Origin of the sequence: Rossellomorea sp. RS05 (assembly GCF_039822645.1) — a bacterium.
Classification (GTDB): domain Bacteria; phylum Bacillota; class Bacilli; order Bacillales; family Bacillaceae_B; genus Rossellomorea; species Rossellomorea marisflavi_B.
In genome coordinates this window covers 128,482-154,093 of sequence record NZ_JBDKWY010000002.1, presented here as the reverse complement: position 1 = coordinate 154,093, position 25,612 = coordinate 128,482, and the positions used below count along the sequence as shown (strand labels likewise).

Below are 25,612 nucleotides of genomic sequence, written 5' to 3'. Positions count from 1 at the left end.
CATCAACATACCCTTACCAGGTATAAAGGAGGCTAGCCGCTCATGAGTGCAAACAAGAAGGAAACCACCCTGCACATCTCAGGCATGACGTGTGCCGCCTGTGCGAACCGGATTGAAAAGGGACTGAATAAATTGGACGGTGTCGAAAAGGCCACCGTGAACCTCCCCCTTGAGAAAGCTTCCATCTCCTATGACCCTGCCAAACTAGGTGAAAAGGACTTCGAAGAGAAGATCGACGCTCTCGGGTATGGGGTCGTCCATGAAAAAGCCGAGCTTGAGATCACCGGGATGACATGTGCCGCCTGCTCGGCTCGTATTGAAAAGGGATTGAAAAAACTCGATGGCGTCACATCTGCAAGCGTCAATCTTGCCCTTGAGAAGGCGGTCATCTCCTATCACCCTTCTCAGACCTCTGTCAGCGACATGATTGCAAAGGTCGAAAAGCTCGGGTACGGTGCCCACCAGCCATCAACTAAAGATGCGAACGATCACCGGGAGGAAGCCATCAAGGTCCAGAAGCGGAATTTCATCCTTTCGGCCATTCTCTCCCTTCCGCTCCTTTGGACGATGGTTGGCCATTTTTCGTTTACTTCCTTTCTGTACGTACCCGATTTCCTTTCGAACCCGTGGGTCCAGCTGATCCTGGCCACGCCTGTGCAGTTCATCATCGGGGCACAGTTCTACATCGGAGCTTACAAGGCACTGCGGAATGGCAGTGCGAATATGGATGTCTTGGTCGCCATGGGGACAACCGCCGCTTACTTCTATAGTCTGTACCAGGCATTCGTTACGGCCGGCAGCCATCACGGGCCCCATCTGTATTTTGAAACAAGCGCGGTCCTGATCACCTTGATCCTCCTCGGCAAGCTGTTCGAAGCTCGAGCAAAGGGACGTTCTTCCGAGGCGATCAAGACGCTCATGAGTTTGCAGGCGAAAACGGCCCGAGTCTACAGGAACGGGAAGGAAATCGACACCCCTGTCGAAGAGGTGATGATCGGAGACATCGTCATCGTCAAGCCTGGCGAAAAGATCCCCGTCGATGGAGAAGTGACGGAAGGTTCTACATCCATCGATGAATCCATGCTGACGGGTGAAAGTCTACCCGTCGACAAGGAAAAGGGGGATCCGGTATTCGGTTCAACGGTGAATCAGAACGGTTCCATCCGGATGAAAGCCCAGAAGGTCGGACGCGATACGGCACTCGCCCGGATCATCAAGGTCGTCGAGGATGCCCAGGGCTCAAAGGCACCGATCCAGCGGCTGGCGGACAGGATATCAGGCATCTTCGTTCCCATCGTGGTGGGGATTGCCCTCCTTACGTTCCTCCTATGGATCATCTGGATTGAGCCGGGTGACTTCACCCAGGCCCTTGAAGTGTTCATCGCCGTTCTTGTCATCGCATGTCCCTGCGCCCTCGGCCTTGCCACACCGACTTCGATCATGGCCGGTTCCGGACGGGCGGCGGAATTCGGAATCTTGTTCAAAGGTGGGGAGCATCTGGAACAGACCCAGCTCATCGACACCGTGGTGCTGGATAAAACCGGGACCGTCACAAATGGAGCACCCGTCCTGACCGATCACCTCATGGCTGATTGGGTGGAAAAGGCAGATTTTCTGCGCCTCGTCGCTTCCACAGAACAGCAATCCGAACATCCCCTGGCACAGGCCATCGTCCAAGGTCTCAAGGATAAAGGGGCCCACCCTTCTCCCACCTCATCATTCGAGGCCATTCCCGGCAAAGGCGTCCGAGCCACAGTCGATGGACGGCATGTGCAGATCGGCACCAGGGCGTTCATGGATGAGAACGGGGTGGAAACCGCCTTTATCGCCGAAGATAAAGCAGAGCTTGAATCGCATGGAAAAACGGCCATGCTGGTCGCCATCGATGGACGATACGCCGGACTCCTGGCTGTTGCGGATACGGTAAAAGAAACCTCAAAGGCTGCCATCGAACGGCTCCAGAACATGGATATCACCGTCATCATGATGACGGGTGACAACACGCGCACAGCGAAAGCGATCGCCTCTCAGGTGGGTATTCAAGAGGTGATCGCAGAGGTCCTCCCCGAAGGAAAGGCCTCTGCAATCAAACATCTGCAGGAATCCGGTAGAAATGTGGCCATGGTCGGTGACGGCATCAACGATGCCCCTGCCCTCGCTACGGCCAATGTGGGGATGGCCATCGGCACCGGGACCGATGTAGCCATGGAGGCCGCTGATATCACCCTGATCCGTGGCGATCTTCACAGCATTGCCGATGCGATCCTGATGAGCGGCAAGACCATGCGCAACATCAAACAGAACCTCTTCTGGGCATTTGCCTATAATACAATCGGCATCCCCATAGCCGCAGCCGGGCTCCTTGCCCCGTGGGTGGCAGGGGCCGCCATGGCCTTCAGTTCGGTGTCGGTCGTATTGAATGCATTGAGACTGCAACGCGTGAAAAAATGGAGTTGAGCGAAAAGCCCGCCGGGATACGGCGGGCTTTCTTCTTTTAAAGTAGTTACTTCAGCTTGAATGAAACCGTCTTCAAACAGTTCCTTCGCTTCGGCATTTTGAAGATGGGCCATCTCCATTTCAAACGATTTATCCTTCCAGATCTTTTCGTATTTCGCCTTATCCAATACAAAGATCTGCAGAAGTTCGTCGGATTCACCAGGTTCAATCACATCATCATACGCGTAACCTGTGAGCATCGGTTGGTTGAAGGTATAACGCAAGTTCTTTGCGAGAATACAGTTTACAGCCCAGGACACCAGCTTATGCCCCTTTTCCCCTTCCTCAGCTTGAATACGAGGAAATTCGGGTGGATCAGGTCTTCCCTGTACTCAGAATCCTCCCTCACGAGTTCATCCGACGGCCTCGGTTCGACCATTTCATCCATCTCGAAACCTACTTCCCTGATGGCAGTCATGTACGTGGTCAGGCTCCTATGGTAAAAAACCACTTTGTTCTCGGCCTCTTCGGGAAACGCCTGTTCATAGACCCCTTCAAGGAAGTATCCGGATACTCGCCACGATTCCTTTTTACCCTGTCCATCCCGGATCCATCCACTTCCGGGTGTAATGAAGCACGGGTGGAGGATCGAAAAGACGAGGGTCCCGCCATCTCTCAGAAGACGGAAGCATTCCCTCAGAGCCGCAGTGTGATCTTCAAGATCTTGAATGACCATATTGGACACGATCGTATCAAACATCCGATCATCCAGGAAATTCAGATTCTCGCAGTTTCCGTGGTGGTAGCGGATCCCGGATGATTCCGGTGCCTTCGCTTTGGCAAGCTTGAGCATTTCCATCGAATAATCCACGGCCGTCACATGAGCCCCCTTCCGTTCGAGGAGCCGGCTCAAATACCCTTCTCCGCAGCCTGCATCGAGGATCTCCGTCCCTCCCACATTCCCGAGAAGGGAGAAGATCGCGGGATTCAAGAGGATTCGCCTGCTCCGGTCCCCTTCCTCCGTGTAGCCTGCCGTGAATGCCTCCGCGTGCTCATTCCATCGCTCGATCGCTTCGTCTGTTGATAGATTCTTTTTCAATGTACGCCCTCTTTTCGTCAGAAAGTCGTAACGTTACGCTCCTTGTGCACTTCTTTATTTTCACATTGAATCAAAAAAATAAATAGACTTATATTCCGTTTTTTTGTATCATGTAGATAGAGTCATACCTATAAAAACAAGCCGGAGATTTCCATACGAAATCTCCGGCTTTTCTTGTATCTACTTCCTCTTCCCGAGGTGAAGGATGATCAGGATGATGGCGAGGATTCCCATCGCAATGAACAGGAATGATTCCACGCCCCAGCCCGACTTCAGGATCACCCAGGAATCATAGAGGGCAAAGAAGCTGACGATGGCCAGGGTGAAGTAGATGAAGAGCAGAAGTTGCTGTTTCATAGTCGTTTTCCTCCCGGCCTTATTTTGGCATAGAACGGATGCGCCGGCAAGGACCGACTCGCATTTCATAAAGGAGGACAAGAAAATGATCCGCTGGAAAAATCAACGTGAAGAAACAGAAGAACTCTCCCTCGCTGAAAAGGACGGGTGCATCACGATCCAGAGCACGGTGCATCATTCATAAGAGGAAGTCCACTACACCCTTGAACTGGATCAATCCTGGACGTTCAGGAAAGGTTCTCTCTGCATCGGTGACCGGTCCTTGACCCTTCATGCCGACGGATCTGGAAGCTGGTCCGTCGGGGAACACGGGCCCATCGAGGAGCTGACCGGAGCCATCGATATCGACATCTCCTGCACGCCTTTCACCAACTCCCTCCCCATCAATCGAATGGAGTGGGTGCAGGGCCGAACCGTGAGCATGGACGTCGTCTATCTTTCAGTGCCAGATCTCACATTCCGGAAGGTCAACCAGCACTACACCCTTCTCCGGGATTCAAACGGTATCAGGGAATTCCGTTATCAAAGCCCCACCTATGAATCCAGTATCTTTGTAGACAGGAAAGGGCTGGTGGTGGACTATCCCGGTTTGTTCCTGAGAATCTAGTTTTCTGTGTAATGAGAGAGCGGAGCCGGATCAAACAGAAAAAACGCCCGGCAGCATCTGGGTCCCTTGCTGCCGGGTGTTTTGTGAAACCATCACTTCACTTCCATGATTTCCTGAAAAAAGAGAGGCTTGTATAGGGCGGCGTGGGCAAGGATATGCCCCAGGCTCCCTTCTCCCGCATCGTGCATCTGATCGGTGAAGTCGACATCCAGTGGAGACCAATAGAGTTCATTCTCTTCTCCGTGCACCTCGACATCATGCGTGCATCTTCCCGCATAGACTTCCAGGTCGAATCCCGAGAGATGATAGGTAAAGTCCATGAGGTGGAACAGGGAGACATCTTCCCCGGTCAGTCCCGATTCCTCCTGCACAGAAGGACCCTATCCATTTTCTCAATAAAGATGACAATCAGATTATATCGTTTCATGGCCGGATCCTTTCTGTTGTCAGAGTCCCTTGTCTATGTGCTTGATCACGACATCTCCCGGCTGGGAGGAACGAGACATGATGAAATTGAAGTTTTCCTTGTTTTTCGGTACTTCGAACGCCAAGGAGACAATCGCTTCCCCTCCCGGCTTCATCCGGATCCCGTTCCAGTTCTTGCGGGAAATGACCTCGGTGACGACAGGCTGGTATTCTTTCCCGTCCTGATCCTTTAAGAACTGTCCTGTGATCTTATAGTCATCCCACTCATCTTCCGTCGTCAGGTTCTGGATCCGTGCTTTGATGACGATGGATTTCGTGTTTGCCTTGGCTTTCTTAGGTTCATCCAGCCTGAACGTATACTGAAGGGGATCGGCATTCCACGGCTTTTCGAATTCGATTACTTTCCAGAATTCGCGGTCCAGCGCCACCTCTTCGCCTTCCGGTTTAGCTTCAGGTTTAGCATCCGGTTTTGTTTCGTTTTTTGAAGGAGCGGTGGATGTTTGGATCGCTCCATCCGTCCCCTTCACATCTTTGGTATCAGCGGTGGTGACAGCCGGGTTGGCGTCAGGAATCGCTTGAGATAAGATGGTGACAAGGCCGATGAAGAGGATCGCTGTCGCCACTCCCAGGGTGACCTTCACCCGCTTCTCCGTTTTCCCGGAATGCTCCGCTGTGCCGCCAAGCGCTTGATAAGGCTGGACTTTCACTGCTTTGTGTGCCGGGAAAAGTGCTCCCGCCATCCCCGTCAGGATCGGGATGACAATGGCCAGGGCAAAGAATGGCGCATGCTCCAGAGGCGGTTCCCCGTAGATTTTCCAAACAAATACAAAGGCGATGAGGATGCCGATGACACCGGCGAACAGTCCGCTGAATGCCCCTTCAAAGAGGACCAGGGAACGGATGGAACGATTCTTCCACCCGATGGATTTCAGCAGGGCGATCTCGGGCTGACGCTCCGAAATGTTTTGCCACATGATCTCCGTTGTGGTGAGGATGGCGATCAATAAGGCGACGCCCATGGCAATGTAATGCATCGAGCTTACTTCCATGGCCACGTACTCCCCGAGCCAAGTTGCGAACATGACCCCCTTCAACCGGTAGGTGATGAAGAGGAACACCACGAACAGGCTGGTCGGAAGGGCAATGGAGACCACCGACAGGCAGCTCCGCTTCCATCTCGACAGGAAGGAGTTTAGGCTCATGGACCAGATCGCAGCGGATGGGATCAGCCTCCTCCCGATATGGGAGATCTCTCCTGCCTTCATGGATTCATACGGTTTGATCTTCCCGACGAGATACGCAGGGATCATCGTTCCGAGCAGATAGATCAGGATGCCGAACAGCCCCATGAGAAGGAATCTGAACGGCGACGTCTCCACCGTGGAGGTGACGGTGAAGTATCCGAGGATGATCCAGCTCACAACCGACACGAAGGTCCCGAGGATCAGGGCTTCCGTGAAGAGCATACGCGATAGCTGGACCGGTCTCCAACCGATGGATAATAAGACGGCGAACTCCTTCTTCCTCGTGTACATCATGATGAGGTTCGATGAGAACACGTAGATGATGGCCACCAGGATGACGCTTGCAATCACCCCGCTCAAGCCCACTTTTGCTTCCTTGAAGATTGTCATGGATGAACCGATCTTGATCCACGGCTGTTCCACCCAGCCGATGGACTCTTCCCCCTTGATACCCGGGATATGGGTCAAGGCCGGCTGAGGCGATGACCCGAGGGTGATATCGGTGATGAGTCCGGTTTCGTCCTCGATTCGCTTGGCCACTTCCTGAAGCGTCTTTTCACTTTCATCGGTCATGGCTTCCACGCCTGTGACCTTGATCCGGATCGACGAAATCGGCTTCTCTCCCATCAATTCCGCTGCCGCATCAAGGGTCGTCAGCATCATCGGCGGCTTTGTCAGGAACCCGTACGGATTGTTCAGGGGCCTCATTTCCTGAGGGGGGTTCACAGGCTCACCGTTTTGATTGAGCACGAGATTCGACTTCGAAGGAAAGTAGGTTTCCATAGGAAGCTCTGTCAACGGATCCTTTGAGATGTTGAGCTTCGCAGGGTCAAAGATCCCCTTTACATCGATCTTCACCCGCTTCCAATCTTGGAAACTCCCATCCCCGAACATCTTGACGGGACGATAGGCGTCGGTTTCAGCGAGAGGTACCCCTTCAGGGATCTCGTAAGGCTCCACCTCATAGGCAAACGGCCATCGCTCGGAAAACGGACTGCTTACCGGGCGGTAGTTGACCGGGGTTGCTTGAAAGGCGATGAAATTCTCCTTGGCGGTGCTCAACTCAGGATCAGGATGCATCGCCTGATCGAGGATCTTTTTATGGGCCTCCTCGGTCATATACGTGTAGGACTTTACCTCTTCACCCGACTGTTTCTCCAGGTAGTCTTGCCCTCCGTTATCCTTTACCTTCTCCATCGTTTTCGCCTGTTCATCAGTGGAAAACGGAAGATCCAGTTTCTCGAGCGTATAGGTGACCTTGCTCTCTACGTACTCCCGGTTGCTGAGGAGGACGGGAATCCTGGTCTGGGTGAAGTTTTCTTCTTCATACTCCACCACTTCCGCCTGGTCGTCCGGTTTAAAATATCGGCTCCCCCCTTCATCGAGGACAGACTGATCAAGTCCGACAAGGGCGCTTTCCGCTTCCGGGTCCACCCCGGCGATCATGACTTCAGAACCCATCTCGAGGGACTGTTCACCCATGAAGGGCGAAGCCCCGTACTCCTTCCCGAGACCCTCCGGTTGCCAGTTCCCTACAGTGAAGTACGTATTGCCCCCATCTTTCCGGGTGCCAGCACCTGTGTCCGTTTCATCGGTGATCTTCAGGCGGTACACCCCGGGCTGGGATACGGTCAATGAATTCATTTCTATGGAGTTGTTCATGAAGCCAATCATGGCGATGGGTGCTGCTACATCAATGTCTTCCATCGTTTTGATTTTTTCATATTGTTCCATCGTGATGCCGCCGGACAGCCCGCTTTGATAATTGGGCTCGAGGAGCTTCAGCTCTTCTGTGACACTTCTCGTATCAGGCGGACGCACGACGATATGGTACGAAGATTCCCACCTGTTCTGCAGCTCTTCGACGATCGTCCCGTTGTTTGACTGGGTGACCCCGACCAGGTAGCTGAGGCCCGTACTGACGATGAGTGCCCCAACGAGGAGCAGGATAAAGCGCCCTTTATTGCGCCACCAGTTATTCCATATGAATCGGATCATACCCGGGCCAGCTCCTTATCCGAGAGGATCTTCCCGTCTTTCATCTCGATCATCCGGTCTGCCTTGGCAGCGAGGGCCGGATCATGGGTCACGAAAATCACCCCGCAGCCCTTCTCGCGATTCAGTTCGGTCAGAAGGGAAAAGATGATATCCCCAGTCTCCGTATCAAGGTTCCCTGTCGGCTCATCGGCAAGGAGCCAGTGGGGCTCATGCACAATGGCCCTGGCGATCGCCACCCTCTGCTGCTGCCCGCCTGAAAGCTGGGACGGCAGGGAGTTCATTTTATCCTTCAGCCCCACCCGCTCGAGGACGGCTTCTGCCCGTTCTTTTTTGTTATATGATACATTCCTTGAGAAAAGGGGCGCCATGACGTTTTCCAGTGATGTAAGGGTCGGAAGCAGATGAAACTGCTGGAAGATGAAGCCGATATGATTGAACCTGAAATCGGCTAGCCCGTTTTTGTTATAGGTTTTAATGTCTTCGTTGTTATAGAGGATGCTCCCGGAAGTGGGACTGTCCAATGTGCCGAGTATACTCAGGAGGGTAGATTTCCCCGATCCCGATGTCCCGACGATGGACACGAACTCACCCTTCTTGAATGTGGCATTCACTTCGTCCAGGGCGCGCGTCTTGATGCCGTCCCCCTGGAATTCCTTCCTCAACCCTTTACATACGATGGAAAAGTCCATGTGTAGATCCCCCTATTTTTATCTGATTATTTCAAATATAGCAAAATCAGGATTGTTTTCCTATAACTTTTACAAATATATCTAATGGGTGGTACGGGAGAGGGGGTTTCGGTTACGCGTGGCCTTGAACCGGTTGTGCTATTTGCGAGGATTGCAGGGGATGGTGAACAGGCCTTTCATTGCGGAGTTTGAATCCTTCCCATGATCAGGGTGTCATGGTAGGTTCCATCGCTCAACCGTTTGTCATCCACCAAGATGCCTTCGGTTTTAAAGCCATACTGTTCGTAGAGCTTGATGGCTTTATGGTTGTCGGCGAGGACGGTGAGGGTGACCTTTCTGATTTGCTGGGCGTCTGCCCACTGCAGCGACCGTTCAAGGAGCTTGCGGCCGACCCCGTTTCCCCAGTGGGCCTTCAGGAGGCAGACGCCGAATTCAACCCTATGGGCGGAACGTTTCAGTGAACTTCCTTCGCACCGGGAGAATCCTACAATCTCACCGTCCGTTTCCGCTACGAGGAAAAGATGATTGGGCGTTTCTTCATCCGTTTGGATGATCGTGCGGAATCCTTCAGGCGTGATGAAGGCCTCCCCCTTTTCCCGATCCATGAATTCGGTCTCGCCATCGATGATGGGACGGATGGCGGATAGTCGGGGTGCATCTTGTAGCTGTGCATGGCGTATCGTATAGTGGTTGGTCATTGAATCAGTCACGTCCATTTCGTTTGAGGTCTTTAGTCGAATGTGATGGGGATGGTTTGTTTCCTGTCTCCCTTTGTAAAGATGACGGTCGCATGTTCATCATCTTCCCAGTGGATCTTGATCTCATCAGGTATCTTCGTTTTCGTTATAACCTGATCACCGTATCGGATGTCGACGACAGGATCAGGGAATTCATCGACTTTCACGACTTCGATGGTGTGAACGTCATGGGGGGAAGAACTGATTTCAAGGGTGGTTTCACCGGTCCTGAAAAAGAGCCATCCGATGATGAATGGGAGAAGGAGGATGGGGAGGACAACCGCAAGGAGGCACCCTATCCGGGTCAGGTTCTTCGTTTGTTCTATTTCTATTTCATCTTCGCGGTCTGTTCGTGGATTCATGCTTGGACCTCCCTTCTATTTTCAGACTATCATATGGGAGGGGATTAGGTGGTGAATTTTTTATGGGGGCTTTCAAGAATCAGCGTGCTGCATGACATCCTATTCCCATGATTTCTTTAACAATGGGCCTTTTGGGGCGACACGGATGCTGTGGTATTACCGACTATTTGATTTTTTTTACCGACAATCGGATTTTTTCTACCGACATTGAGAAATTTGTTATCAACTCTCTGATTCTCTACAAAGCCTATTACCAACTTCATAGTCTTCTTTCCAACTTGATTACGGTATGACCAGGTTCTTCCGTTTATTCCTTACCTCCCCCTATATGACCAACTCCCCTCTCATGCCTCAGCAAAAAAGAAGCAGGCGCGGTTGGCCTGCTTCCTCCTATAATGAACTCTGTTTCTTTTCTCCAAGCATGACCGTCAGACTGATGAGCGTGACGAGGATCGTGGCACCCATGTCGGACAGGATGGCGATCCAGAGCGTCAGCAGTCCCGGGATCGTAAGGAGCAGGGCGATGAGCTTGAGCCCCAGGGCCAGGGTGATGTTAATTTTGATGATGCGGTTCACCCGTTTGGCGATCTTGATGGCCGTTGGGAGCTTGCCGAGATGGTCCTGCATGAGGACGAGGTCGGCGGTTTCGATGGCGCTGTCGGTCCCTTTCCCCATGGCAATCCCGAGGTCGGCCGTGGCGAGGGCTGGAGCGTCATTGATGCCGTCGCCCACCATGGCTACGCGGCCGCTCTTCGTGAGTTCCTTGACCTTGGCGACCTTTTCGTCCGGCAAAAGGCTCGCATAATAGTCGGTCAGACCGACTTTTCTTGCGACTTTCTCGGCAGTGCGGTCGTGGTCGCCCGTGAGCATGACCGTCCGCTTGATCCCTGCTGCGTGGAGGCGTTCGATGATGTCATGGCTCTCTTCCCGGATCTCATCGGTGATACCGAAGAGGCCGAGGACCTGCTCTTCATCAGAGACGATGACCAGGGTATAGCCTTCCCGTTTGAGCTGTTGGATTTCACCGTTCATTTCTTCAGGCAGTCGGAAAGAGATACTGTTCTCATTCCCTACCTTATACGTCCGGCCGTTCAGAATGGCCGCGACCCCTTGCCCGGTGATCGTGTTGATCTCGTCGGGTTCGATGAATGTGAGGTCCTCTCCTGCCAGCCGCTCCATGACGGCTTTGGCGATGGGATGGGAGGACGATTTCTCGATGGATCCGGCGATGGAGAAGAACCGCTCGTCGTAGATCTTCACCTGCTCCACATGGGGTTCCCCTTTTGTGAGCGTGCCGGTCTTATCAAAGGCAATGGTGTCGATTTTGCCGAGCTGCTCTAGGAATACCCCGCCTTTGACGAGGATCCCGTTCTTCGCGTTACGGGCGATCCCTGAGACGATGGCGATGGGAGACGACAGGATCAAGGCGCATGGGCAGCCGACGATGAGGACGGCAAGCCCTTGGTAGAACCATGCTCCCCACTCCCCGTTCAGGAACAGGGGCGGGATGACGATGACAAGGACCGCAATGATCATGATGAGCGGCGTGTAATACTTAGCAAATTTATTGATGAACTGCTCGGTCGGGGTCTTCGTCTCCTGTGCCTCCTCCACCAGATGGAGGATCTTGGCGAGGGATGAATCATGGTATTCCTTCTGGATGGATACCTTCAGGACCCCTTCGTTGTTGATGCTTCCTCCGAATACGGCTTCTCCTGGCTGTTTTTCAACCGGCATCGCTTCCCCGGTGATGGCGGCTTCGTTCACGGAGCTTTTACCTGATTCCACGATTCCGTCGGACGGGATCTTCTGCCCTGACTTCACGAGGACGATGTCGCCCACCTTAAGACTCGCGATCGGCACGACTCTCTCTTCCCCACCTTTCAATAAGATGGCTTCCTTCGGTGCGACTTTCAACAGCTCTTCCATGGAGCGACGAGCTTTCTCCATGCCCATGCCTTCCAGGAGCTCATTGACGCCGAACAAGATGGCCACAAGCGTGCCTTCCTTCCATTCACCGATGGAGAAGGCACCGATGAAGGCGATGGTCATGAGCGTATCAATGTTGAACTTCAGGCGGAACAGGTTCTTTGCTCCCTTGATGAACGTCGGATATCCACTGATGGCGGCGGCGGAAAGATACAGGGCAATCGATGCAGGATGATTGATAACCGAGTCAACAAAAATCGCCAGGAGGAAAATGACCGCTGATACACCAAGGAGCATCTTCATCCGGCTGCTGCTTGTGTGGGAATGGTCATGGCCGTGAGCCCCGTGGTCATGATCATCCTTCTGGATTGCTGCTCCATCCGCGTGCAAAATCTTCTCCACACGTCCCAAGTCGACCCCGTCGGCGAGCACCATCTTGCTGCTGTTGTAAAGTATCCTGGATCCTTCCCCGTTATCAAGCTTATTGATCTCCTCTTCCATTTCCCGCGCGCAGTTGCTACAGGATAGACCCTGGAGTTTGTATTCTTTCATTATGTGTTCCCCCAGTCGTTAATGGTGCCGTGCGTGGTGGATCGTTTGCTGCAAAAGATTCATCACATGGTCGTCATCTGCTGAATAAAATAGGGTCGTTCCCTGTCGGCGATACTTGACGAGACGGAGATTCTTCAGGAATCTAAGCTGATGTGAAACCGTCGTCTGCAGGAGTGAAAGCTTCTCGGCAATTTCATTGACTGAATGCTCTTTTTGCGCCAACAAGTGCAGGATCCTCACCCGGGTCGGCTCGGATAAGGCCTTGAATGTCTGTGTGACCATGAAGAGGGTTTCTTCATCAATGGCATCACATGTGCAGAGATGGCTTTCTTCTTCTATTTTTTCTGGCTCGATTGCTTCATTCTTGTTCTTTCCCATTTTCAAACTCCTATTCTATTTGAGTATATGACAATGTGTTCATATATGATATGTTCATCATAAGAAAAAGGTGCACCCAAGTCAAGGCGTGCACCAAAATTCGTATCCTTTATTCAGATTTTTCTTTCCTTACTTTATCCACGGTCACCCATATGTAGTAAAGGATCCAAAAGAAGATGATGATCAGACTCCCAAACAAGAGCTGATGATACGGGATGAAAAGGAAGACAAGGATGACCAATAACAGGAAGGACGGCAATAGTAAAAAGTATTTTTTCCAGTCCACGTCGGCACCTCCTCCTTCCACCTTTCTTCCAACACCATACCACGTTTTCGCCTTATGGAAACATTAGGAATCTCTGCGACCTATGGCGTATGAAACAATCATCCTTTTACACGGTGGCACCTCCCCCCGATGCCGGTACACTAACTTTAACAATTTTTTTAAGGGAGGAAACATCATGATCAAAGGATTATACGAAGCCCATTTACCCGTCAGCGACCTTGAGCGCTCGGTTGCATTTTATGAAGGGCTGGGACTGAAGCTCGCGAAGAAATACAAGAAGACCGCCTTCATCTGGATCGTGGAGAATGAAAGCTGGATCGGGCTGTGGGAAGGCGAGCAGGCAAACATCCCCTATCACGCGTCGATCAGGCACATCGCCTTCCGGGTTGAACTGGAAGACCTGCGCACGGCGAAGGAGTGGCTGAAGGAGCGCGGCATTGCCATGAGGGAAGAATTCGGATTCCAACCTGTGGAGCCCATCGTCATGCCCGATCAGGCGCACGCCATGGTCTATTTCCATGACCCGGATGGGAATTCCCTTGAGTTCATCTGCAGGCTGGAAAATGAACCGGAAGAAAAACCGGATATGTATCTGAGTGAGTGGGAGGCGTATTTAAAGAATAAAGACCTAATGGCATAATAAAACATATACCATCCGCAGAGTGCCTCGCAGCGGAGGAGGACCGACTCCTGCGGTAAAGGCGGGCAGGTGAGACCCTGGAGGCGCAGCCGAAGCGGCTCACCGCACGCCCCGCGGAAAGCGGTCCTCCGGAGCGGAGAGGCACGGACCCTATACAAAAAAGGAAGCACGGGACCCCCATGCTTCCTTTTCCTCTATGCTTTCAACGCGTCGTATTGGGCGATGATTTCTTTGGTGATGGCACTGTCTGGATCGAGTGAGCTGATCTCCTTCAGTGCACCTGCTACGCCGTGTTCTTTGATGATGGACTGGACTTCGACGGCTTCCGGATCTTGCGGGTTGTCGAAGAGCAGGGCAGCGGCGATGGCTTTTGCGAGATTCGTGTAGCCGAGGCCAGCTTTGGCTGCTTGCGTGGTCGGGCGGATCAAGCGATCTTCCGGTCCGAGCTTACGAATCGGCGCGCGGCCAACCCTGGTGACGCCGTCGTTCAGGTAAGCGTTTTGGAATCGGGAGATGATCTTCTCGATGTAAGCGAGGTGATCCTCTTCATTCAAGCCGTATTCCTTCACGAGGTAGGCTCCTGTTTCTTTCAGCGTCTCGCGCACTTGAGTGGCAATGGCTTCATCGGCTAGGGTCTGATCGATGGTTTCCTTCCCTTGCAGGTAGCCGAGGTAGGCGATGACGGCATGGCCAGTGTTGACGGTGAAGAGTTTGCGCTCGATGAACGGGGCAAGCTCGTCCACGATCGTCATTCCGTTGACTGGTGGGATGGTTTCAGTTGTTTCCACTACCCACTCATAGTATGGCTCAACAAGAACGTCTAGTGAATCCTGATCTTGGATCGGCACGATGCGGTCGACGGCGGAGTTGAAGAAGTGGACGTTCCCTTCCATCTTGCTGACGGTTGCCTCTGACAGGTGCTCAAGGATGTATCCTTTCAACAGGTCGGTTGCACTGATCTGGTTTTCACATGCGATCACATAGAGCGGCTCAGATGTTTTCTCCAGGCGCGCTTCGATTCCCTTGGCGATGAGGGGGGCGATGCGCGGCAGGATATTCGGTCCGATGGCCGTTGTAAGGTAGGTCGCTTCTGCGATGCCTGCGACGACTTCTTCTTCCTGGTGGAGGTTATTCAACCCTGAGACGTTGGTGATGGTTTCAGACTCGTTTGATTCCGTTGCCAGCTTCACCTGATAGGTGCCTTCTTCGTTCAGCTTGTTGATGATGGTGTCGGCAATATCAACGAAGGTGACGTGATAGCCTGATTGGGCGAATAGGGCTCCGATAAAGCCCCTGCCGATGTTTCCTGCTCCAAAGTGGATCGTTTTATTCATCATAATCATTCCTTTATAAGGTTTTGTTGAACATAGTCTAAGAAGAGTTCTTCAAGTTTTCGATAGATCATGGCCTCGTTGGTGGAGGAATAGATCATCATGGACGCTTGGTTTTCGATGAGGCTCGTGGAGATGAGGCTGAGGATTTCATTCTCCCTCTCACTCAACCCTTCCGGAGCGAGCATGAGGAGAAGGCTCTTCATCTCCATGGGCTTCCCGTTCATCCCTTTTATGAGGAACGGCTGGTCGAGATGCGCCACCTGGAACACGAGCTGGGTGACGTGGGGGTCGAGGCAGTGGAATAGCCCCATATTCGTTCCTGGGATCCCAAGTCCGCCCCGCTGCTCCCTTTCCATCAGCTTGTCCATGACCTTTCCTTCATCTGTCACGAGACCATCGAGCTTCGCCTGTTGGACCATTTCGTTAATGACGGTAAAATGATCCGTCACCGATTGCTTCCGGTACACGCGGAAGTGATCCAAGATCGATTCGATGCTTGTGTGGACGTCTTTGATTTCCTGGAGAAGTCCGCGGATCTCCGTCGGCTTCTTCTCTATCTTTACCGGTTTCACCGGCTTCAGGTACTTCCTGCTTGTGATCCGTTCGATGTTGTTCTGGACGTACGTCTGAATAATCGCGATATCCTCTTCGCTCAAAAGCGGACTGACAAGGATATAATCCAGATTGGTGAACGGAAGGCGCACGGTGGATATGACGATATCATAGTCGTCGGGATCGGCGTCCCTGAAGTCATTGAGGGATAAGATGCCGACGGGATTGATGATCTTCAGTTCCTTCTTGATCCTGCTTGCGAGCATCTTGGATGCCCCGATGCCTGTGGGACAAACGATGACGGCATCGACCTTCACCTTCTCTTCGTTCATGAGAAGGGCCGATCCGAAATGGAGGACGATATAAGCAACCTCAGCATCGGGGAACCGCATATCGGGAAACTCCAGCTCCAGACTGTCCTTCACGGCGAGGAACAGGACCGGGTACTTCTTCTTGATCTCATCCGTCAGGGGGTTGAAGAGCTCCATCTTCTGTTGAAGGCGGAAGATCGACGGTCCCATATGCGCCATGAGCCCCTGATACAGGGAGAAATCATCCGTCAGATCGACGGTGAGCTTGGCCGAAACATCGCTCACGAGTTTCTTCACGAGATGACCGAGGAACACACTATCATAGTAGGTGGCTCCCGGTTCCTGCAGCTTCGATCCCCGGAGTATGACCGACCAAAAAGCGACATCGGCCTCTGTGATCGTCACGGAGAGCCTTTCCCTGAGTATGTCTTCGACAGACTTCATGAGGCTGTATTCCCTTGATTCGTCGGGGGTTCCTGCGCTCTGAAGGACATGACCCCTCCGCACCCGCTGGATGGAGAGGCAGATGTGGACGACAAGGCCGACGAAATCACTGTCGACCAGGTTCACACCTTCCTGATCCAATACGATTCCGAGCGTTTCATAGGTCGCAAGGAGAAGCTCAGGTTCATAAAACCCGAGAACAGGCAGGACGCTATCCTGCCCTTTTTGCAGGGAATAGAGGCTGTCGATGATTTCCTCATAGAAGTACACGATGGAGAAGCTTGCCAAGGCATGGCGGCGGCTTCCTTCATCGGCTGCTACTTCCACCCCCACTCCCCGCTTCCGGGTGAGCGTCACGTTGAACTTGGCTAGCCAGTCCGCGACTTCATCAAGGATGGTCGTCAGGCTTGAGATGCTGATGCCCAGCTCATTGGCCAGAACGCTCATCTTGAAAGAGGAGCCTCCCTCGAGAAGGGTGACGAGGAGCCGCAGCTTCCTCTCTTCAGGTGTTTCATCTGTCGGTTCGGATTCAGCCAGCTGTTGGATGAGCCTGTAGATGTTTTCATTTTTCCCGCTGATGAAAAGACCATCGGCAGGTGTCCGCATGAGCTCGAGCTGATGCTGCTTCAGCACGCCCTCAATGGACTTCAGATTTCGCTGGATCGTCCGTCCGCTTACGTTCAAATACGCAGAAAGGGAGTGGACGGTATGTTTACCCGAGGTTTTCACAATCAATTCGATGATCGCTTTTTCCCTGGATGTGATGAACATACGTCTCCCCCCTTTCTTTATCTACACTAGTATAAGAACATCCAAATCGGAAAAGCAAGTGTGCGCCTCTCCGATTTGGATTCCATTAGTTGCTATTGATGATGTCTTTGATTTCTTTTGCAGAAGAGGCGAGGACCATTTTGTCGACGTTCTCCTGCTCGGAGCAGATGACGGCGATGCTTGAGAGGATCTCAAGATGCGTGCCGTCCTTACCGGCGATACCGAAGATCAGCTTCGCTTTCTCTCCGTTGAAGTCGACACCGTCTGGAACCTGGATGATGGTGAATCCGGATTTCAGGACTGCCCGCTTCGCTTCTTCCGTACCATGCGGGATGGCTACGTTATTACCCATGTAAGTCGTCGTGATGCCTTCACGGTCGATCATGGCGTCTACATAGCTGTCTTCCACGTATCCGGCTTTGGCCAATGCTTCACCGGCAAAGCGGATGGCTTCTTCCTTCGTTGCGAACGATTGATTCAAGAAGATGTTCTCTTCTAGTAGAAGATCGTCATCTCCTGAGTCAGGAGCGTCAACAGGTGCTTCCGCTTCTTCCACGAGCTCTTCTTGAGCTGGTGTCACGTCAGCCTGAAGGCTTCCGATCAGCTTGTCATACTCGGGACTGGATAGGAAGTTATCCACTGAGATGTGGTACGCACTTGGAAGCTTGCTTTTAGCACGCGGCGTCAGCTCTTCCTGTGTGATGACCACTTGGGCATCCGCCGGCAGATTGCTGATGGCCGTGTTGGTGACGGTCACGCCTTCAATGCCTGCTTCCTTCACTTTCTTACGAAGGAGTGAAGCACCCATGGCACTGGACCCCATTCCGGCATCGCAGGCGAAGATGATTTTGTTTACATTCTCAGGAAGCTGTCCGTTTGATTGCTGGTTGAAGTGACCGGCAACGGAGCTTTTCTTCCCTTTCATATCTTCCATTTTCTTTGTTGCGTCTTCAATGTTTCCATCGTCTTTTTTGCTTGATTTCAAGATGATGGCAGACACGAGGAAGGATACGACTGCGGCCACGATGATCGCCGCGAAGTTCGCGATGTATGCTCCAACGTCTCCAGTCGGTGTCACCAATCCGATGGCGATGACACTACCTGGTGAAGCAGGTGATGCAAGACCTCCGCCAAGAAGGACAAGGGTCAGCACTCCACTCATACCACCAAGGATGACTGAAAGGAGCAGTGCCGGTTTCATCAGCACATACGGGAAGTAGATCTCGTGGATCCCCCCGAAGAAATGGATGATGGCGGCACCCGGTGCGGATTGCTTCGCTGTTCCTCTTGAGAAGAACATATACGCAAGCAGGACACCAAGACCCGGTCCAGGGTTTGCTTCCAATAGGAAGAGGACCGATTTTCCTGTTTGTTGAACCTGCTCGAGACCGATCGGGGAAAGGATCCCGTGATTGATCGCGTTATTCAGGAACAAGATTTTGGCCGGTTCGATCAAGATGCTTGTCAGCGGCAAAAGATGCGCTGCGATGAGCCAGTCGACACCGTGGACAAGGACTTGGGTGAATGCGTTCACCGCAGGACCGATTCCGAGGAACGCAAGGATGGCGAGGATTCCTCCCAGGATCCCTGCTGAGAAGTTGTTGACGAGCATTTCAAATCCTGAACGGATCTTCCCGTCAACCAATTGGTCAAATTTCTTGATGACATACGCACCAAGGGGACCCATGATCATGGCGCCGAGGAACATCGGCGTACCAGGCGCACCGACGATGACACCCATCGTCGCGATGGCACCGACGACTCCTCCCCGCTGATCGTGAATCAATTTACCACCTGTATACCCGATCAAGAGTGGTAACAGATACGTCACCATCGGGCTCACTAATTTGTTAAGGCTTTCATTTGGGATGAGGCCGTCTGGAATGAAAAGCGCAGTAATTAATCCCCACGCGATAAAAGCACCGATATTCGGCAGTACCATGGAACTCAGGAAGTTACCGAACTTCTGAATCTTTACTTTAACAGTAGACTGTGCCATGTAATTTCTCCCCTTCTATAGTAGGATTTATGACATAACATCACATCTATATAATATGTCACCTTAGAAACGTCATACAACCTTCTTGAAAACTGACTTTGTCGCGACACCCGTGACAAATGTAATGTATCTGTCTTGACAGTTCAAAATAAAGGAAAATCATCGGATCTGGTCGAATGCATAAGTTGAGGTGAACGATCATGGAAGAATTGAAAGTGGTGATAGGCGCGGGACCCTACCATAATAACCCCGGCTGGATCCATACCGATGAGCTGGAGCTCGACCTTCTTATAGAAGAAACATGGAAAAGGACATATAAAGAAAGCAGCATTTCGGCCATTCTCGCCGAGCACGTGTGGGAGCATCTCACTGCAGAAGAAGGGCTTGAAGCCGCCAAACGCTGTTACCGCTATTTGAGAAAAGAAGGCTACGTCCGCTGCGCCGTACCCGATGGGTTTTTCCCGGATGAGGAGTATCAGCACATCGTTCAGGTAGGCGGACCTGGACCGGCGGATCATGCTGCAGCCAGCCATAAAATCGTCCATACATACAAAAGCCTGACTGAGATGTTTTCACAGGCAGGCTTTGAAGTCAAATTGTTGGAGTATTGCGATGAAAACGGACAGTTTCACGCTTCCGAGTGGGATGAAGCAAAAGGCGTGATTTTCCGTTCCAAGAAGGTGGATCCCCGGAATCGGGAGGTCTTGACGTTCCCTTCTTTGATGGTGGATGCGGTGAAGATTTAACCCAGTGAACGGTGTAGGAGACGCAGGGACTCTGCCAGGCAGGCATCGGTCCCTTGCGATTCTCTCCGGTCAGGAACACCTGCCGCCCCTATGACAAACAAACATCGTTCTTTCCCAAACTCCCCGATCACACCCATGTCGATCGCCATATCCGGCAGTCCTCCCGTCATGTGGTTGAGTTCATGAGGCGGTATGCCTTCCACGACTTCCTGCTGGCGGACAAGTCCATTCATGATCGGCATCCACACATCGGGACGACAGTCATATCCTTCCACCACTTCAATCAGCATCTGCATCAACTCCTGAAGCATCCCTTTATTTTCAGGTGAGCGGGGATCAGAAGTGACGCACATATGATCAAAACGCCTTTGAATCATTCTATTCACATGGTCCCATCCCCCTGCCAAAGTCATCACCTGTTCAGCAACGACACTGTCATGGCATGCAATCATGACTTCCACGGCCTCCCCAAGCATGAGTGACTGCCTGTTTTGAAAATGTGGATACAATTCACGACTATCTTCATCAGGGTTAAAGCATATAGGTTGGATGACCTCATCCCATTTCATTTCTCCACTCTCCACCATACCTGCGACTGCAAATCCAATCGCTACTTTTCCTGCCGAAGCAAGCGGCATAACCAACTCCTCATTATAGGATGCTGTGATCCTCCGTCCTTAGAGGAATAGGATAAAAACCCAGTGCTCCCATGCACCCCTTTCAATAAATCAATCACTTCTTTCATCGTTTACCCCTCTCTCTTTTTTATAATCAACAAACACCTTCAGGGGCCGGATGGATTCCATCTCTTCAAAGCAAGCGATGACTTGATGCCGTATGATCTCCCGTTCAAACAAATCCGTGAGATACGGCGTCTCTTCATATGTACTGAAAAACCACTCACCATGTTTGCGGTAGTCATAGCCATCACTTGAAGCGAGAATTCTCAATTCCTTTTCGAAAAATGCGGAAGGAAGCGTAAATTCATCACGATTCCCATCTGATAAAACGCAGATGGTCCCCTCCCTCTTCATGACGTTCATTAGCGTGAGGAAAGCAGCACTGTGGGCTGAGCACTCCAATCCAGCATCATAAGGATCTTCTATTTCGGCTTCACTGCGGTAGATCCTGGCGGCACCAAGTCGTAGCGGCAACGGATGCCTCGCTTCATCAGGTTCCACCACATCCACATGCCTCACCCCAAGATGATGTTTCAAAAAATGAACCGCCAAGACGCCCATCGTCCCTGCTCCTGTTACAAGGACACGGTTTTCTTTCGAAAGATTTAGCCTCAGGACGCCCTTGGCTGCATCACAGGAAAGCGTATTAAGAAGCGCATACTTCCACTCTACATCCGCAGGAATTCTGACCGCCTTCTTGGACGGGGTTACCCCGAATGTCTGCTGACCGTAAAATGCGATAACGCGATCCCCCACTTTGAAATCGGTCACGGACCTCCCAATCTCTATGACCCTCCCTGCGCTTTCGTACCCGACCTTTCGCGGATAGACGGGCTCCATATCGGTCGGGTCTGATCCAAGATATTGAGGCATTTCAGCCCCGATGCTTATTCCGCACGCATGGGTTTCAACCCGGATCTCGTCCTCTGATAGTACAGAGTCCCCTTCACTGATCCATTCCAACTTCCTTGGGGCATTCAGGACAAGACGTTTATTCATATCGATCACTCCTTTCTCTAAACTCTTTTGACAAGGGATGGTAAGTCGTCCTACACTTGCACTTAGCTATATTTTACCAAAGGAAGGGACGTTCGGATTTGTTTATATTGTTTTTAATGGCTGTAAGTACCCTGATTGGATTTGTTCTCTTAGGAATGGATCAGCTTCGCATGGTGATTGGATTCGGGATGATCCAGGGGTGTTTGATCAGGGGGGTTTATTTATTGGAAGAGATTATAGCCAGATTGGAAGAATGATCGGAGTCCCCACACGAAACGTGTTGGGGCTTTTTTCAACTCTTTATTTCGGCAAGATGCCCCGTATCATTCAAAAAGTGAACCAACCTCTCCTCCCCGTCTTTCTCCAACAGATGCATTCCTGTGTCACCGGTGATGAACCAGACATTCTGATCAACAGGATTCCCCATAAAGATATTCAGAAGCATGGATAAAACACCGCCATGAGCGACGATGATGATCCTGTCTGCATGCGTTGTATGAATGATCCGGGAGAAGACGTGCTCCATCCTCATCCTGAACTCAATGAATGTTTCTCCTCCCTCTACAGCTTCGTGAAGATACTGAGGGAGGGGGATCTTCTCAGCTTCCACAAGTGGCATGCCGGCTAAGATTCCATTATGTTGTTCCATCAGCTCGTCTACATAGCGGACGTCCTTGCACTCCACTTTTTTTGTCAGGATATCCGTGGTTTCGGCTGCTCTTTTTAACGTACTGGACCAGATGATGTCTGGTTTGAAAAAGCTTTCTACTTTTGCCCCCATGGCTTTTCCTTGCGTACGACCAAGCTCTGTCAACGGATAGTCGGCCCTTCCTTCATGTACGTTCAGGACATCTGCCTCGGACTGTCCGTGGCGAATCAATAATAGTTTCAAAGAATTTCCTCCTCATCACTAGACAAAACTAATACCATTAGTTATATTGTTATTATCATTAGTTTTAAAATTCATTTTCTTAAAGGAGAACGCCATCATGCGTCTAACCCGTATAAATCAGATTCATCAGTTATCTTTTCTGCCTCGGTTGTTTCCTGTGAATTGCTATCTTGTTGAAGAACAGGATGACCTGACCCTTATCGATGCCGCACTCCCTTATAGTGCAGAAGCAATCCTGGCATCTGCCGAGAAAATCGGCAAACCCATCACCCGGATCGTCTTGACCCATGCCCATGACGATCATATCGGTGCGTTGGATAAACTGAAGGAATCACTGCCTCATGCTGAAGTCTTTATTTCAAAACGGGATGAACGACTTCTTCGCGGGGATGTTTCCCTGGATGATCACGAGCCCCAGACGCCCATCCGCGGGGGCGTGCCAAAGAACATCCAGACCCGTGCGAATGTCCTTCTTGAAGAAAATGATGTGGTCGGTTCCCTACGAGCCATTTCAGCACCGGGGCACACACCGGGGGCAATGGCTTTCTTCGACCAGAGGGGCGGCAGCCTGATTGTTGGAGATGCTTTTCAAACGCGCGGAGGGACGGCCGTTTCCGGGCAGCTCAATCCGCTCTTCCCGTTCCCGGCCCTTGCGACTTGGAATAAAGAGGTGGCCGTGAAAAGCGCTCAAAAGCTGGTTGATCTGAAGCCCACTCTCCTCGCAGCAGGTCACGGAGTGATGATCCCGTCACCTGAATCGATCATGAACGAAGCCATCTTAAAGGCAAAAAAGAAAGGTTGAATCAGTATGTCACCACGAATCGGAATGGATCTTGATATCATCGTGAAAGCAGCAATCGAGCTTGCTGACCGTGAAGGGATGAGCGAGGTCACCCTTGCCACTTTGGCAAAATCATTAGATGTCCGCCCCCCTTCCCTCTATAATCATGTAAAAGGCGGACTCACTGCCCTGAAGATTGAAATGGCCAAACGCGGCTATTCCCAGTTGAACCAACGATTGATGGACGCTTCAGTCGGCCGATCAATGGATGCCGCTGTCCTCGCCTTCGGTATGGCCTATGTACAATTCGTCCGGGACCATCCGGGACTGTATGAAGCTATGCTCATGGTGGCGATCGGAGCCGATGACGAGCTGCAGGAGATCCAAGATCAGAGCATCAGGATCATCACCCAAGTCATGGAGGGCTATGGTTTGGGCGAACACGGTACCCTTCATGCCGTTCGGGGACTGCGGAGCATTCTCCATGGCTTTGCTTCATTGGAGCAGCACGGAGAATTCGGGCTTCCCCTTGAAAAGGATGAGAGCCTGACCAAAAGCATCAACGCTTTTCTTGCAGGTATCCCCTGGTTAAAGGACTCCAATGATTAGATTGCTTAGACAGTTGAATGTTGCTCTTCGCTTCACGCTGGAGATGATGGGTTTGACAGCCATCGGGTATTGGGGGTTACATATGGGAAATGGTTGGATGGGGTGGCTGAGCGCGATCACCCTCCCCGTTGTATTCGCAACTGTCTGGGGAATGTTCGGTTCTCCCCGTGCCCCATTCCCACTCCACAAAAAAGGTAGGCTTATGCTGGAAGCCTTGATATTTGGCCTTCCAGGCGCTCTTCTATTGGGGTTGATGCCTGTGACGGCCATTATTTATCTAGTAGGTGTGGTCCTCAACCGTGTGCTCATTGTATATTGGAAACAAGAAAACCTGATTCACACTTGAAAGGAGATGCTTCTACCATGACATCCAAACGAGTCTGCGAACAAGGACATGTTTATTACAAGAGCAGTGATTGCCCCACATGCCCAACCTGTGAGAAAGGAAAAAAGCCTTCTGAAGGCTTTCAGACCAAGCTTTCGGCTCCTGCACGCAGGGCTTTGGCCAGTGAGGGAATTGTAAGTGCAGAAGATTTGTGCAAGTACACGGAAAATGAAATTCTCTCTTTGCACGGGATCGGTCCTTCCTCGCTTCCTGTGTTGAGGGACGAACTGGAACGGAATGGGCTTGCTTTCAGGGGGTAAATTGCCCTTCTTATTTATTTCAAGTGCTCAGTGTACGATACCCCCAAAGGATGAATAAACATGCCAGATAAAGAACCCTTCAACGATGTAACCAATCACATGAGTAAAATCGAAGGATCACCTATAAGTACAGACCCAGGGAATGGAAGCCTCCCGAAACCGATACGATGGATTGGTATCTTCATCATCGGGGCGTTTGTCCTCGGGGCTTTATTCATTTTGATCGGCAGCCTCATGAATTGACGACTGAATGTCCTAAAGGAGATTCAGTTTTTTTGTTACAGGAAATGCCGACCAATTTATAGAAGTAGTACGGGGAAGGATGTGTTGAGATGAAACCTGTAGATATTTTGACGATGAATAAGACAAGCTGGGAGCAATCGGCCGAGCGCTTTTTCGGACGTACGGCCTTGCCGGAGTTCGGGCCGAATGCCCCGAGTGAAGATGATCTTCACCTGTTTGGAGATGTAAACGAAAAAACCGTGCTCGATATCGGATGCGGGAGCGGTCATTCCCTTGCCTACATGGGAAACCAGGGGGCTGGTGAACTGTGGGGACTCGACTTGACCACGAAGCAGATCGAAGCAGCGACAGGTGTGCTTGCGGAACAGAATGCCACAGTGAAGTTGTTCGAATCCCCTATGGAGGAGAATCCCGGGCTTCCTATGAACCATTTCGACGTGGTGTACTCCATATACGCCCTGGGGTGGACGTATGATCTGAAGAAAACATTGAGCCATGTCCACTCGTACCTAAAACCGGGCGGGACGTTCATCTTCAGCTGGGAAAATCCCATGCACGACCGTCTCCAGTACCGGGACGGCGAGTTCGTCATGACCAAATCGTATGTAAAGGAAGGTCCTGAGTACAATGAGGGGTGGAATAAAAGCGTCGTGATCCACCACCGAAAGCTGACCACCTACATCAATGCGCTCATACAGTGTGGATTTACGATTGAACATGTCATAGATGACGTGGTGATTGCCGACATTCCGTCTGACAATCCGGAACGTTGGTACGCCAGTCAAAAGGCGGAATGGGTGCCTTCGACGTTTATTGTGAAGGCGAGGAAAAGGTGAAAACATTCCATATGAAGCTAATCCGGATAA

Annotated in this window: 26 protein-coding genes and 1 pseudogene; 11 read left to right on the top strand and 16 right to left on the bottom strand. The window is 51.6% G+C overall.

From position 1 onward, the window contains the following. The first annotated feature begins 42 nt into the window (after positions 1-42). Positions 43-2,457, top strand: a complete 2,415-nt coding sequence (locus ABJ225_RS08460) for a heavy metal translocating P-type ATPase (RefSeq protein ID WP_347319553.1) — start codon at positions 43-45, stop codon at positions 2,455-2,457. 283 nt (positions 2,458-2,740) lie between these two features. Here ABJ225_RS08460 and ABJ225_RS08455 read toward each other — a convergent pair whose 3' ends face one another. Then, a complete protein-coding gene (locus ABJ225_RS08455) occupies positions 2,741-3,535 on the bottom strand; it encodes a class I SAM-dependent methyltransferase (RefSeq protein WP_347319551.1) in 795 nt (264 codons plus the stop codon). 180 nt (positions 3,536-3,715) lie between these two features. Beyond that, entirely contained in the window at positions 3,716-3,892 is a 177-nt protein-coding gene (locus tag ABJ225_RS08450) for a hypothetical protein (protein ID WP_347319549.1), read from the bottom strand. Positions 3,893-4,094: 202 nt separating this feature from the next. On the opposite strand from ABJ225_RS08450, the pseudogene ABJ225_RS08445 reads away from it, so the two are divergent. Next, positions 4,095-4,499 (top strand): annotated as a pseudogene (locus tag ABJ225_RS08445) (putative glycolipid-binding domain-containing protein); the annotation flags it as partial. A gap of 92 nt (positions 4,500-4,591) precedes the next feature. Here the strand turns inward: ABJ225_RS08445 and ABJ225_RS08440 are convergent. From ABJ225_RS08440 to ABJ225_RS08405, 8 genes are all read right to left on the bottom strand, one after another. Further along, positions 4,592-4,870, bottom strand: a complete 279-nt coding sequence (locus ABJ225_RS08440) for a hypothetical protein (protein ID WP_286188364.1) — start codon at positions 4,868-4,870, stop codon at positions 4,592-4,594. Positions 4,871-4,945: 75 nt separating this feature from the next. After that, positions 4,946-8,167: an FtsX-like permease family protein gene (locus ABJ225_RS08435; RefSeq protein WP_347319547.1), complete on the bottom strand. Its 3,222-nt coding sequence runs from the start codon at positions 8,165-8,167 to the stop codon at positions 4,946-4,948. Then, the gene (locus ABJ225_RS08430) at positions 8,164-8,856 is read right to left on the bottom strand and encodes an ABC transporter ATP-binding protein (RefSeq protein WP_048013627.1); all 693 of its coding nucleotides are present in this window, start codon (positions 8,854-8,856) and stop codon (positions 8,164-8,166) included. Before ABJ225_RS08430 ends, ABJ225_RS08435 begins: the two co-directional genes overlap by 4 nt. A 176-nt stretch (positions 8,857-9,032) precedes the next feature. Next, entirely contained in the window at positions 9,033-9,554 is a 522-nt protein-coding gene (locus ABJ225_RS08425) for a GNAT family N-acetyltransferase (RefSeq protein ID WP_347319545.1), read from the bottom strand. A gap of 32 nt (positions 9,555-9,586) precedes the next feature. Beyond that, on the bottom strand, positions 9,587-9,955 hold the full coding sequence (locus ABJ225_RS08420; protein ID WP_347319543.1) for a hypothetical protein: 369 nt from the start codon (positions 9,953-9,955) through the stop codon (positions 9,587-9,589). 390 nt (positions 9,956-10,345) lie between these two features. Then, on the bottom strand, positions 10,346-12,436 hold the full coding sequence (locus ABJ225_RS08415) for a heavy metal translocating P-type ATPase (RefSeq protein WP_347319541.1): 2,091 nt from the start codon (positions 12,434-12,436) through the stop codon (positions 10,346-10,348). An 18-nt stretch (positions 12,437-12,454) separates the two neighbouring features. After that, on the bottom strand, positions 12,455-12,718 hold the full coding sequence (locus ABJ225_RS08410) for an ArsR/SmtB family transcription factor (RefSeq protein WP_231578972.1): 264 nt from the start codon (positions 12,716-12,718) through the stop codon (positions 12,455-12,457). A gap of 205 nt (positions 12,719-12,923) precedes the next feature. Continuing rightward, positions 12,924-13,100 (bottom strand): hypothetical protein, encoded by a 177-nt coding sequence (locus tag ABJ225_RS08405; RefSeq protein ID WP_347319539.1) that lies wholly within the window; start codon positions 13,098-13,100, stop codon positions 12,924-12,926. A gap of 175 nt (positions 13,101-13,275) precedes the next feature. Between ABJ225_RS08405 and ABJ225_RS08400 the strand changes: the two genes are divergently transcribed. After that, positions 13,276-13,740 carry a VOC family protein gene (locus tag ABJ225_RS08400; protein WP_218247078.1) on the top strand — a complete coding sequence of 155 codons (465 nt, stop codon included), beginning with the start codon at positions 13,276-13,278 and terminating at the stop codon, positions 13,738-13,740. 194 nt (positions 13,741-13,934) lie between these two features. Here ABJ225_RS08400 and ABJ225_RS08395 read toward each other — a convergent pair whose 3' ends face one another. The 3 genes from ABJ225_RS08395 to ABJ225_RS08385 form a co-directional block, all read right to left on the bottom strand. Next, complete coding sequence (locus ABJ225_RS08395) at positions 13,935-15,074, bottom strand: mannitol-1-phosphate 5-dehydrogenase (protein ID WP_347319537.1); 1,140 nt, start codon at positions 15,072-15,074, stop codon at positions 13,935-13,937. A 5-nt stretch (positions 15,075-15,079) separates the two neighbouring features. Beyond that, on the bottom strand, positions 15,080-17,152 hold the full coding sequence (locus ABJ225_RS08390; protein ID WP_347319535.1) for a BglG family transcription antiterminator: 2,073 nt from the start codon (positions 17,150-17,152) through the stop codon (positions 15,080-15,082). An 85-nt stretch (positions 17,153-17,237) separates the two neighbouring features. Next, a complete protein-coding gene (locus ABJ225_RS08385) occupies positions 17,238-19,151 on the bottom strand; it encodes a PTS mannitol transporter subunit IICBA (RefSeq protein ID WP_347319533.1) in 1,914 nt (637 codons plus the stop codon). A 200-nt stretch (positions 19,152-19,351) separates the two neighbouring features. Between ABJ225_RS08385 and ABJ225_RS08380 the strand changes: the two genes are divergently transcribed. Next, on the top strand, positions 19,352-19,897 hold the full coding sequence (locus ABJ225_RS08380) for a class I SAM-dependent methyltransferase (protein ID WP_347319531.1): 546 nt from the start codon (positions 19,352-19,354) through the stop codon (positions 19,895-19,897). On the opposite strand, the gene ABJ225_RS08375 is transcribed toward ABJ225_RS08380, so the two are convergent. Both ABJ225_RS08375 and ABJ225_RS08370 read right to left on the bottom strand, forming a co-directional pair. Then, a complete protein-coding gene (locus ABJ225_RS08375) occupies positions 19,894-20,565 on the bottom strand; it encodes a serine hydrolase (protein ID WP_347319897.1) in 672 nt (223 codons plus the stop codon). The two genes, ABJ225_RS08380 and ABJ225_RS08375, sit on opposite strands and share 4 nt — an antisense overlap. Positions 20,566-20,625: 60 nt before the next feature. Then, positions 20,626-21,576: an alcohol dehydrogenase catalytic domain-containing protein gene (locus tag ABJ225_RS08370; protein WP_347319529.1), complete on the bottom strand. Its 951-nt coding sequence runs from the start codon at positions 21,574-21,576 to the stop codon at positions 20,626-20,628. 116 nt (positions 21,577-21,692) lie between these two features. Between ABJ225_RS08370 and ABJ225_RS08365 the strand changes: the two genes are divergently transcribed. Continuing rightward, complete coding sequence (locus ABJ225_RS08365; RefSeq protein WP_347319527.1) at positions 21,693-21,833, top strand: hypothetical protein; 141 nt, start codon at positions 21,693-21,695, stop codon at positions 21,831-21,833. 35 nt (positions 21,834-21,868) lie between these two features. Here ABJ225_RS08365 and ABJ225_RS08360 read toward each other — a convergent pair whose 3' ends face one another. Further along, on the bottom strand, positions 21,869-22,468 hold the full coding sequence (locus ABJ225_RS08360) for a histidine phosphatase family protein (protein ID WP_048005221.1): 600 nt from the start codon (positions 22,466-22,468) through the stop codon (positions 21,869-21,871). Positions 22,469-22,565: 97 nt separating this feature from the next. On the opposite strand from ABJ225_RS08360, the gene ABJ225_RS08355 reads away from it, so the two are divergent. The 6 genes from ABJ225_RS08355 to ABJ225_RS08330 all read left to right on the top strand — a co-directional run bounded on the left by ABJ225_RS08355 (position 22,566) and on the right by ABJ225_RS08330 (position 25,582). Beyond that, entirely contained in the window at positions 22,566-23,270 is a 705-nt protein-coding gene (locus tag ABJ225_RS08355) for an MBL fold metallo-hydrolase (protein ID WP_347319525.1), read from the top strand. Positions 23,271-23,276: 6 nt separating this feature from the next. Then, a complete protein-coding gene (locus tag ABJ225_RS08350) occupies positions 23,277-23,858 on the top strand; it encodes a TetR/AcrR family transcriptional regulator (protein ID WP_347319523.1) in 582 nt (193 codons plus the stop codon). Next, a complete protein-coding gene (locus ABJ225_RS08345; RefSeq protein ID WP_347319521.1) occupies positions 23,851-24,204 on the top strand; it encodes a YrdB family protein in 354 nt (117 codons plus the stop codon). Before ABJ225_RS08350 ends, ABJ225_RS08345 begins: the two co-directional genes overlap by 8 nt. A gap of 17 nt (positions 24,205-24,221) precedes the next feature. Beyond that, on the top strand, positions 24,222-24,503 hold the full coding sequence (locus ABJ225_RS08340) for an RNA polymerase alpha subunit C-terminal domain-containing protein (protein ID WP_148985163.1): 282 nt from the start codon (positions 24,222-24,224) through the stop codon (positions 24,501-24,503). 60 nt (positions 24,504-24,563) lie between these two features. After that, entirely contained in the window at positions 24,564-24,746 is a 183-nt protein-coding gene (locus ABJ225_RS08335) for a hypothetical protein (protein WP_347319519.1), read from the top strand. An 89-nt stretch (positions 24,747-24,835) separates the two neighbouring features. Continuing rightward, entirely contained in the window at positions 24,836-25,582 is a 747-nt protein-coding gene (locus ABJ225_RS08330; protein ID WP_218245611.1) for a class I SAM-dependent methyltransferase, read from the top strand. Positions 25,583-25,612: the final 30 nt, after the last annotated feature.

Excerpts from the sequence above, each read along its gene's own strand:
- ABJ225_RS08415 (WP_347319541.1), bottom strand. The coding sequence starts at position 12,436 with ATGAAAGAATACAAACTCCAGGGTCTATCCTGTAGCAACTGCGCGCGG.
- ABJ225_RS08435 (WP_347319547.1), bottom strand. The coding sequence starts at position 8,167 with ATGATCCGATTCATATGGAATAACTGGTGGCGCAATAAAGGGCGCTTT.
- ABJ225_RS08365 (WP_347319527.1), top strand. The coding sequence starts at position 21,693 with ATGGCTGTAAGTACCCTGATTGGATTTGTTCTCTTAGGAATGGATCAG.
- ABJ225_RS08385 (WP_347319533.1), bottom strand. The coding sequence starts at position 19,151 with ATGGCACAGTCTACTGTTAAAGTAAAGATTCAGAAGTTCGGTAACTTC.
- ABJ225_RS08400 (WP_218247078.1), top strand. The coding sequence starts at position 13,276 with ATGATCAAAGGATTATACGAAGCCCATTTACCCGTCAGCGACCTTGAG.
- ABJ225_RS08345 (WP_347319521.1), top strand. The coding sequence starts at position 23,851 with ATGATTAGATTGCTTAGACAGTTGAATGTTGCTCTTCGCTTCACGCTG.
- ABJ225_RS08370 (WP_347319529.1), bottom strand. The coding sequence starts at position 21,576 with ATGAATAAACGTCTTGTCCTGAATGCCCCAAGGAAGTTGGAATGGATC.
- ABJ225_RS08460 (WP_347319553.1), top strand. The coding sequence starts at position 43 with ATGAGTGCAAACAAGAAGGAAACCACCCTGCACATCTCAGGCATGACG.
- ABJ225_RS08390 (WP_347319535.1), bottom strand. The coding sequence starts at position 17,152 with ATGTTCATCACATCCAGGGAAAAAGCGATCATCGAATTGATTGTGAAA.
- ABJ225_RS08350 (WP_347319523.1), top strand. The coding sequence starts at position 23,277 with ATGTCACCACGAATCGGAATGGATCTTGATATCATCGTGAAAGCAGCA.
- ABJ225_RS08355 (WP_347319525.1), top strand. The coding sequence starts at position 22,566 with ATGCGTCTAACCCGTATAAATCAGATTCATCAGTTATCTTTTCTGCCT.
- ABJ225_RS08395 (WP_347319537.1), bottom strand. The coding sequence starts at position 15,074 with ATGAATAAAACGATCCACTTTGGAGCAGGAAACATCGGCAGGGGCTTT.
- ABJ225_RS08450 (WP_347319549.1), bottom strand. The coding sequence starts at position 3,892 with ATGAAACAGCAACTTCTGCTCTTCATCTACTTCACCCTGGCCATCGTC.
- ABJ225_RS08335 (WP_347319519.1), top strand. The coding sequence starts at position 24,564 with ATGCCAGATAAAGAACCCTTCAACGATGTAACCAATCACATGAGTAAA.
- ABJ225_RS08340 (WP_148985163.1), top strand. The coding sequence starts at position 24,222 with ATGACATCCAAACGAGTCTGCGAACAAGGACATGTTTATTACAAGAGC.
- ABJ225_RS08380 (WP_347319531.1), top strand. The coding sequence starts at position 19,352 with ATGGAAGAATTGAAAGTGGTGATAGGCGCGGGACCCTACCATAATAAC.
- ABJ225_RS08420 (WP_347319543.1), bottom strand. The coding sequence starts at position 9,955 with ATGAATCCACGAACAGACCGCGAAGATGAAATAGAAATAGAACAAACG.
- ABJ225_RS08425 (WP_347319545.1), bottom strand. The coding sequence starts at position 9,554 with ATGACCAACCACTATACGATACGCCATGCACAGCTACAAGATGCACCC.
- ABJ225_RS08430 (WP_048013627.1), bottom strand. The coding sequence starts at position 8,856 with ATGGACTTTTCCATCGTATGTAAAGGGTTGAGGAAGGAATTCCAGGGG.
- ABJ225_RS08330 (WP_218245611.1), top strand. The coding sequence starts at position 24,836 with ATGAAACCTGTAGATATTTTGACGATGAATAAGACAAGCTGGGAGCAA.
- ABJ225_RS08410 (WP_231578972.1), bottom strand. The coding sequence starts at position 12,718 with ATGGTCACACAGACATTCAAGGCCTTATCCGAGCCGACCCGGGTGAGG.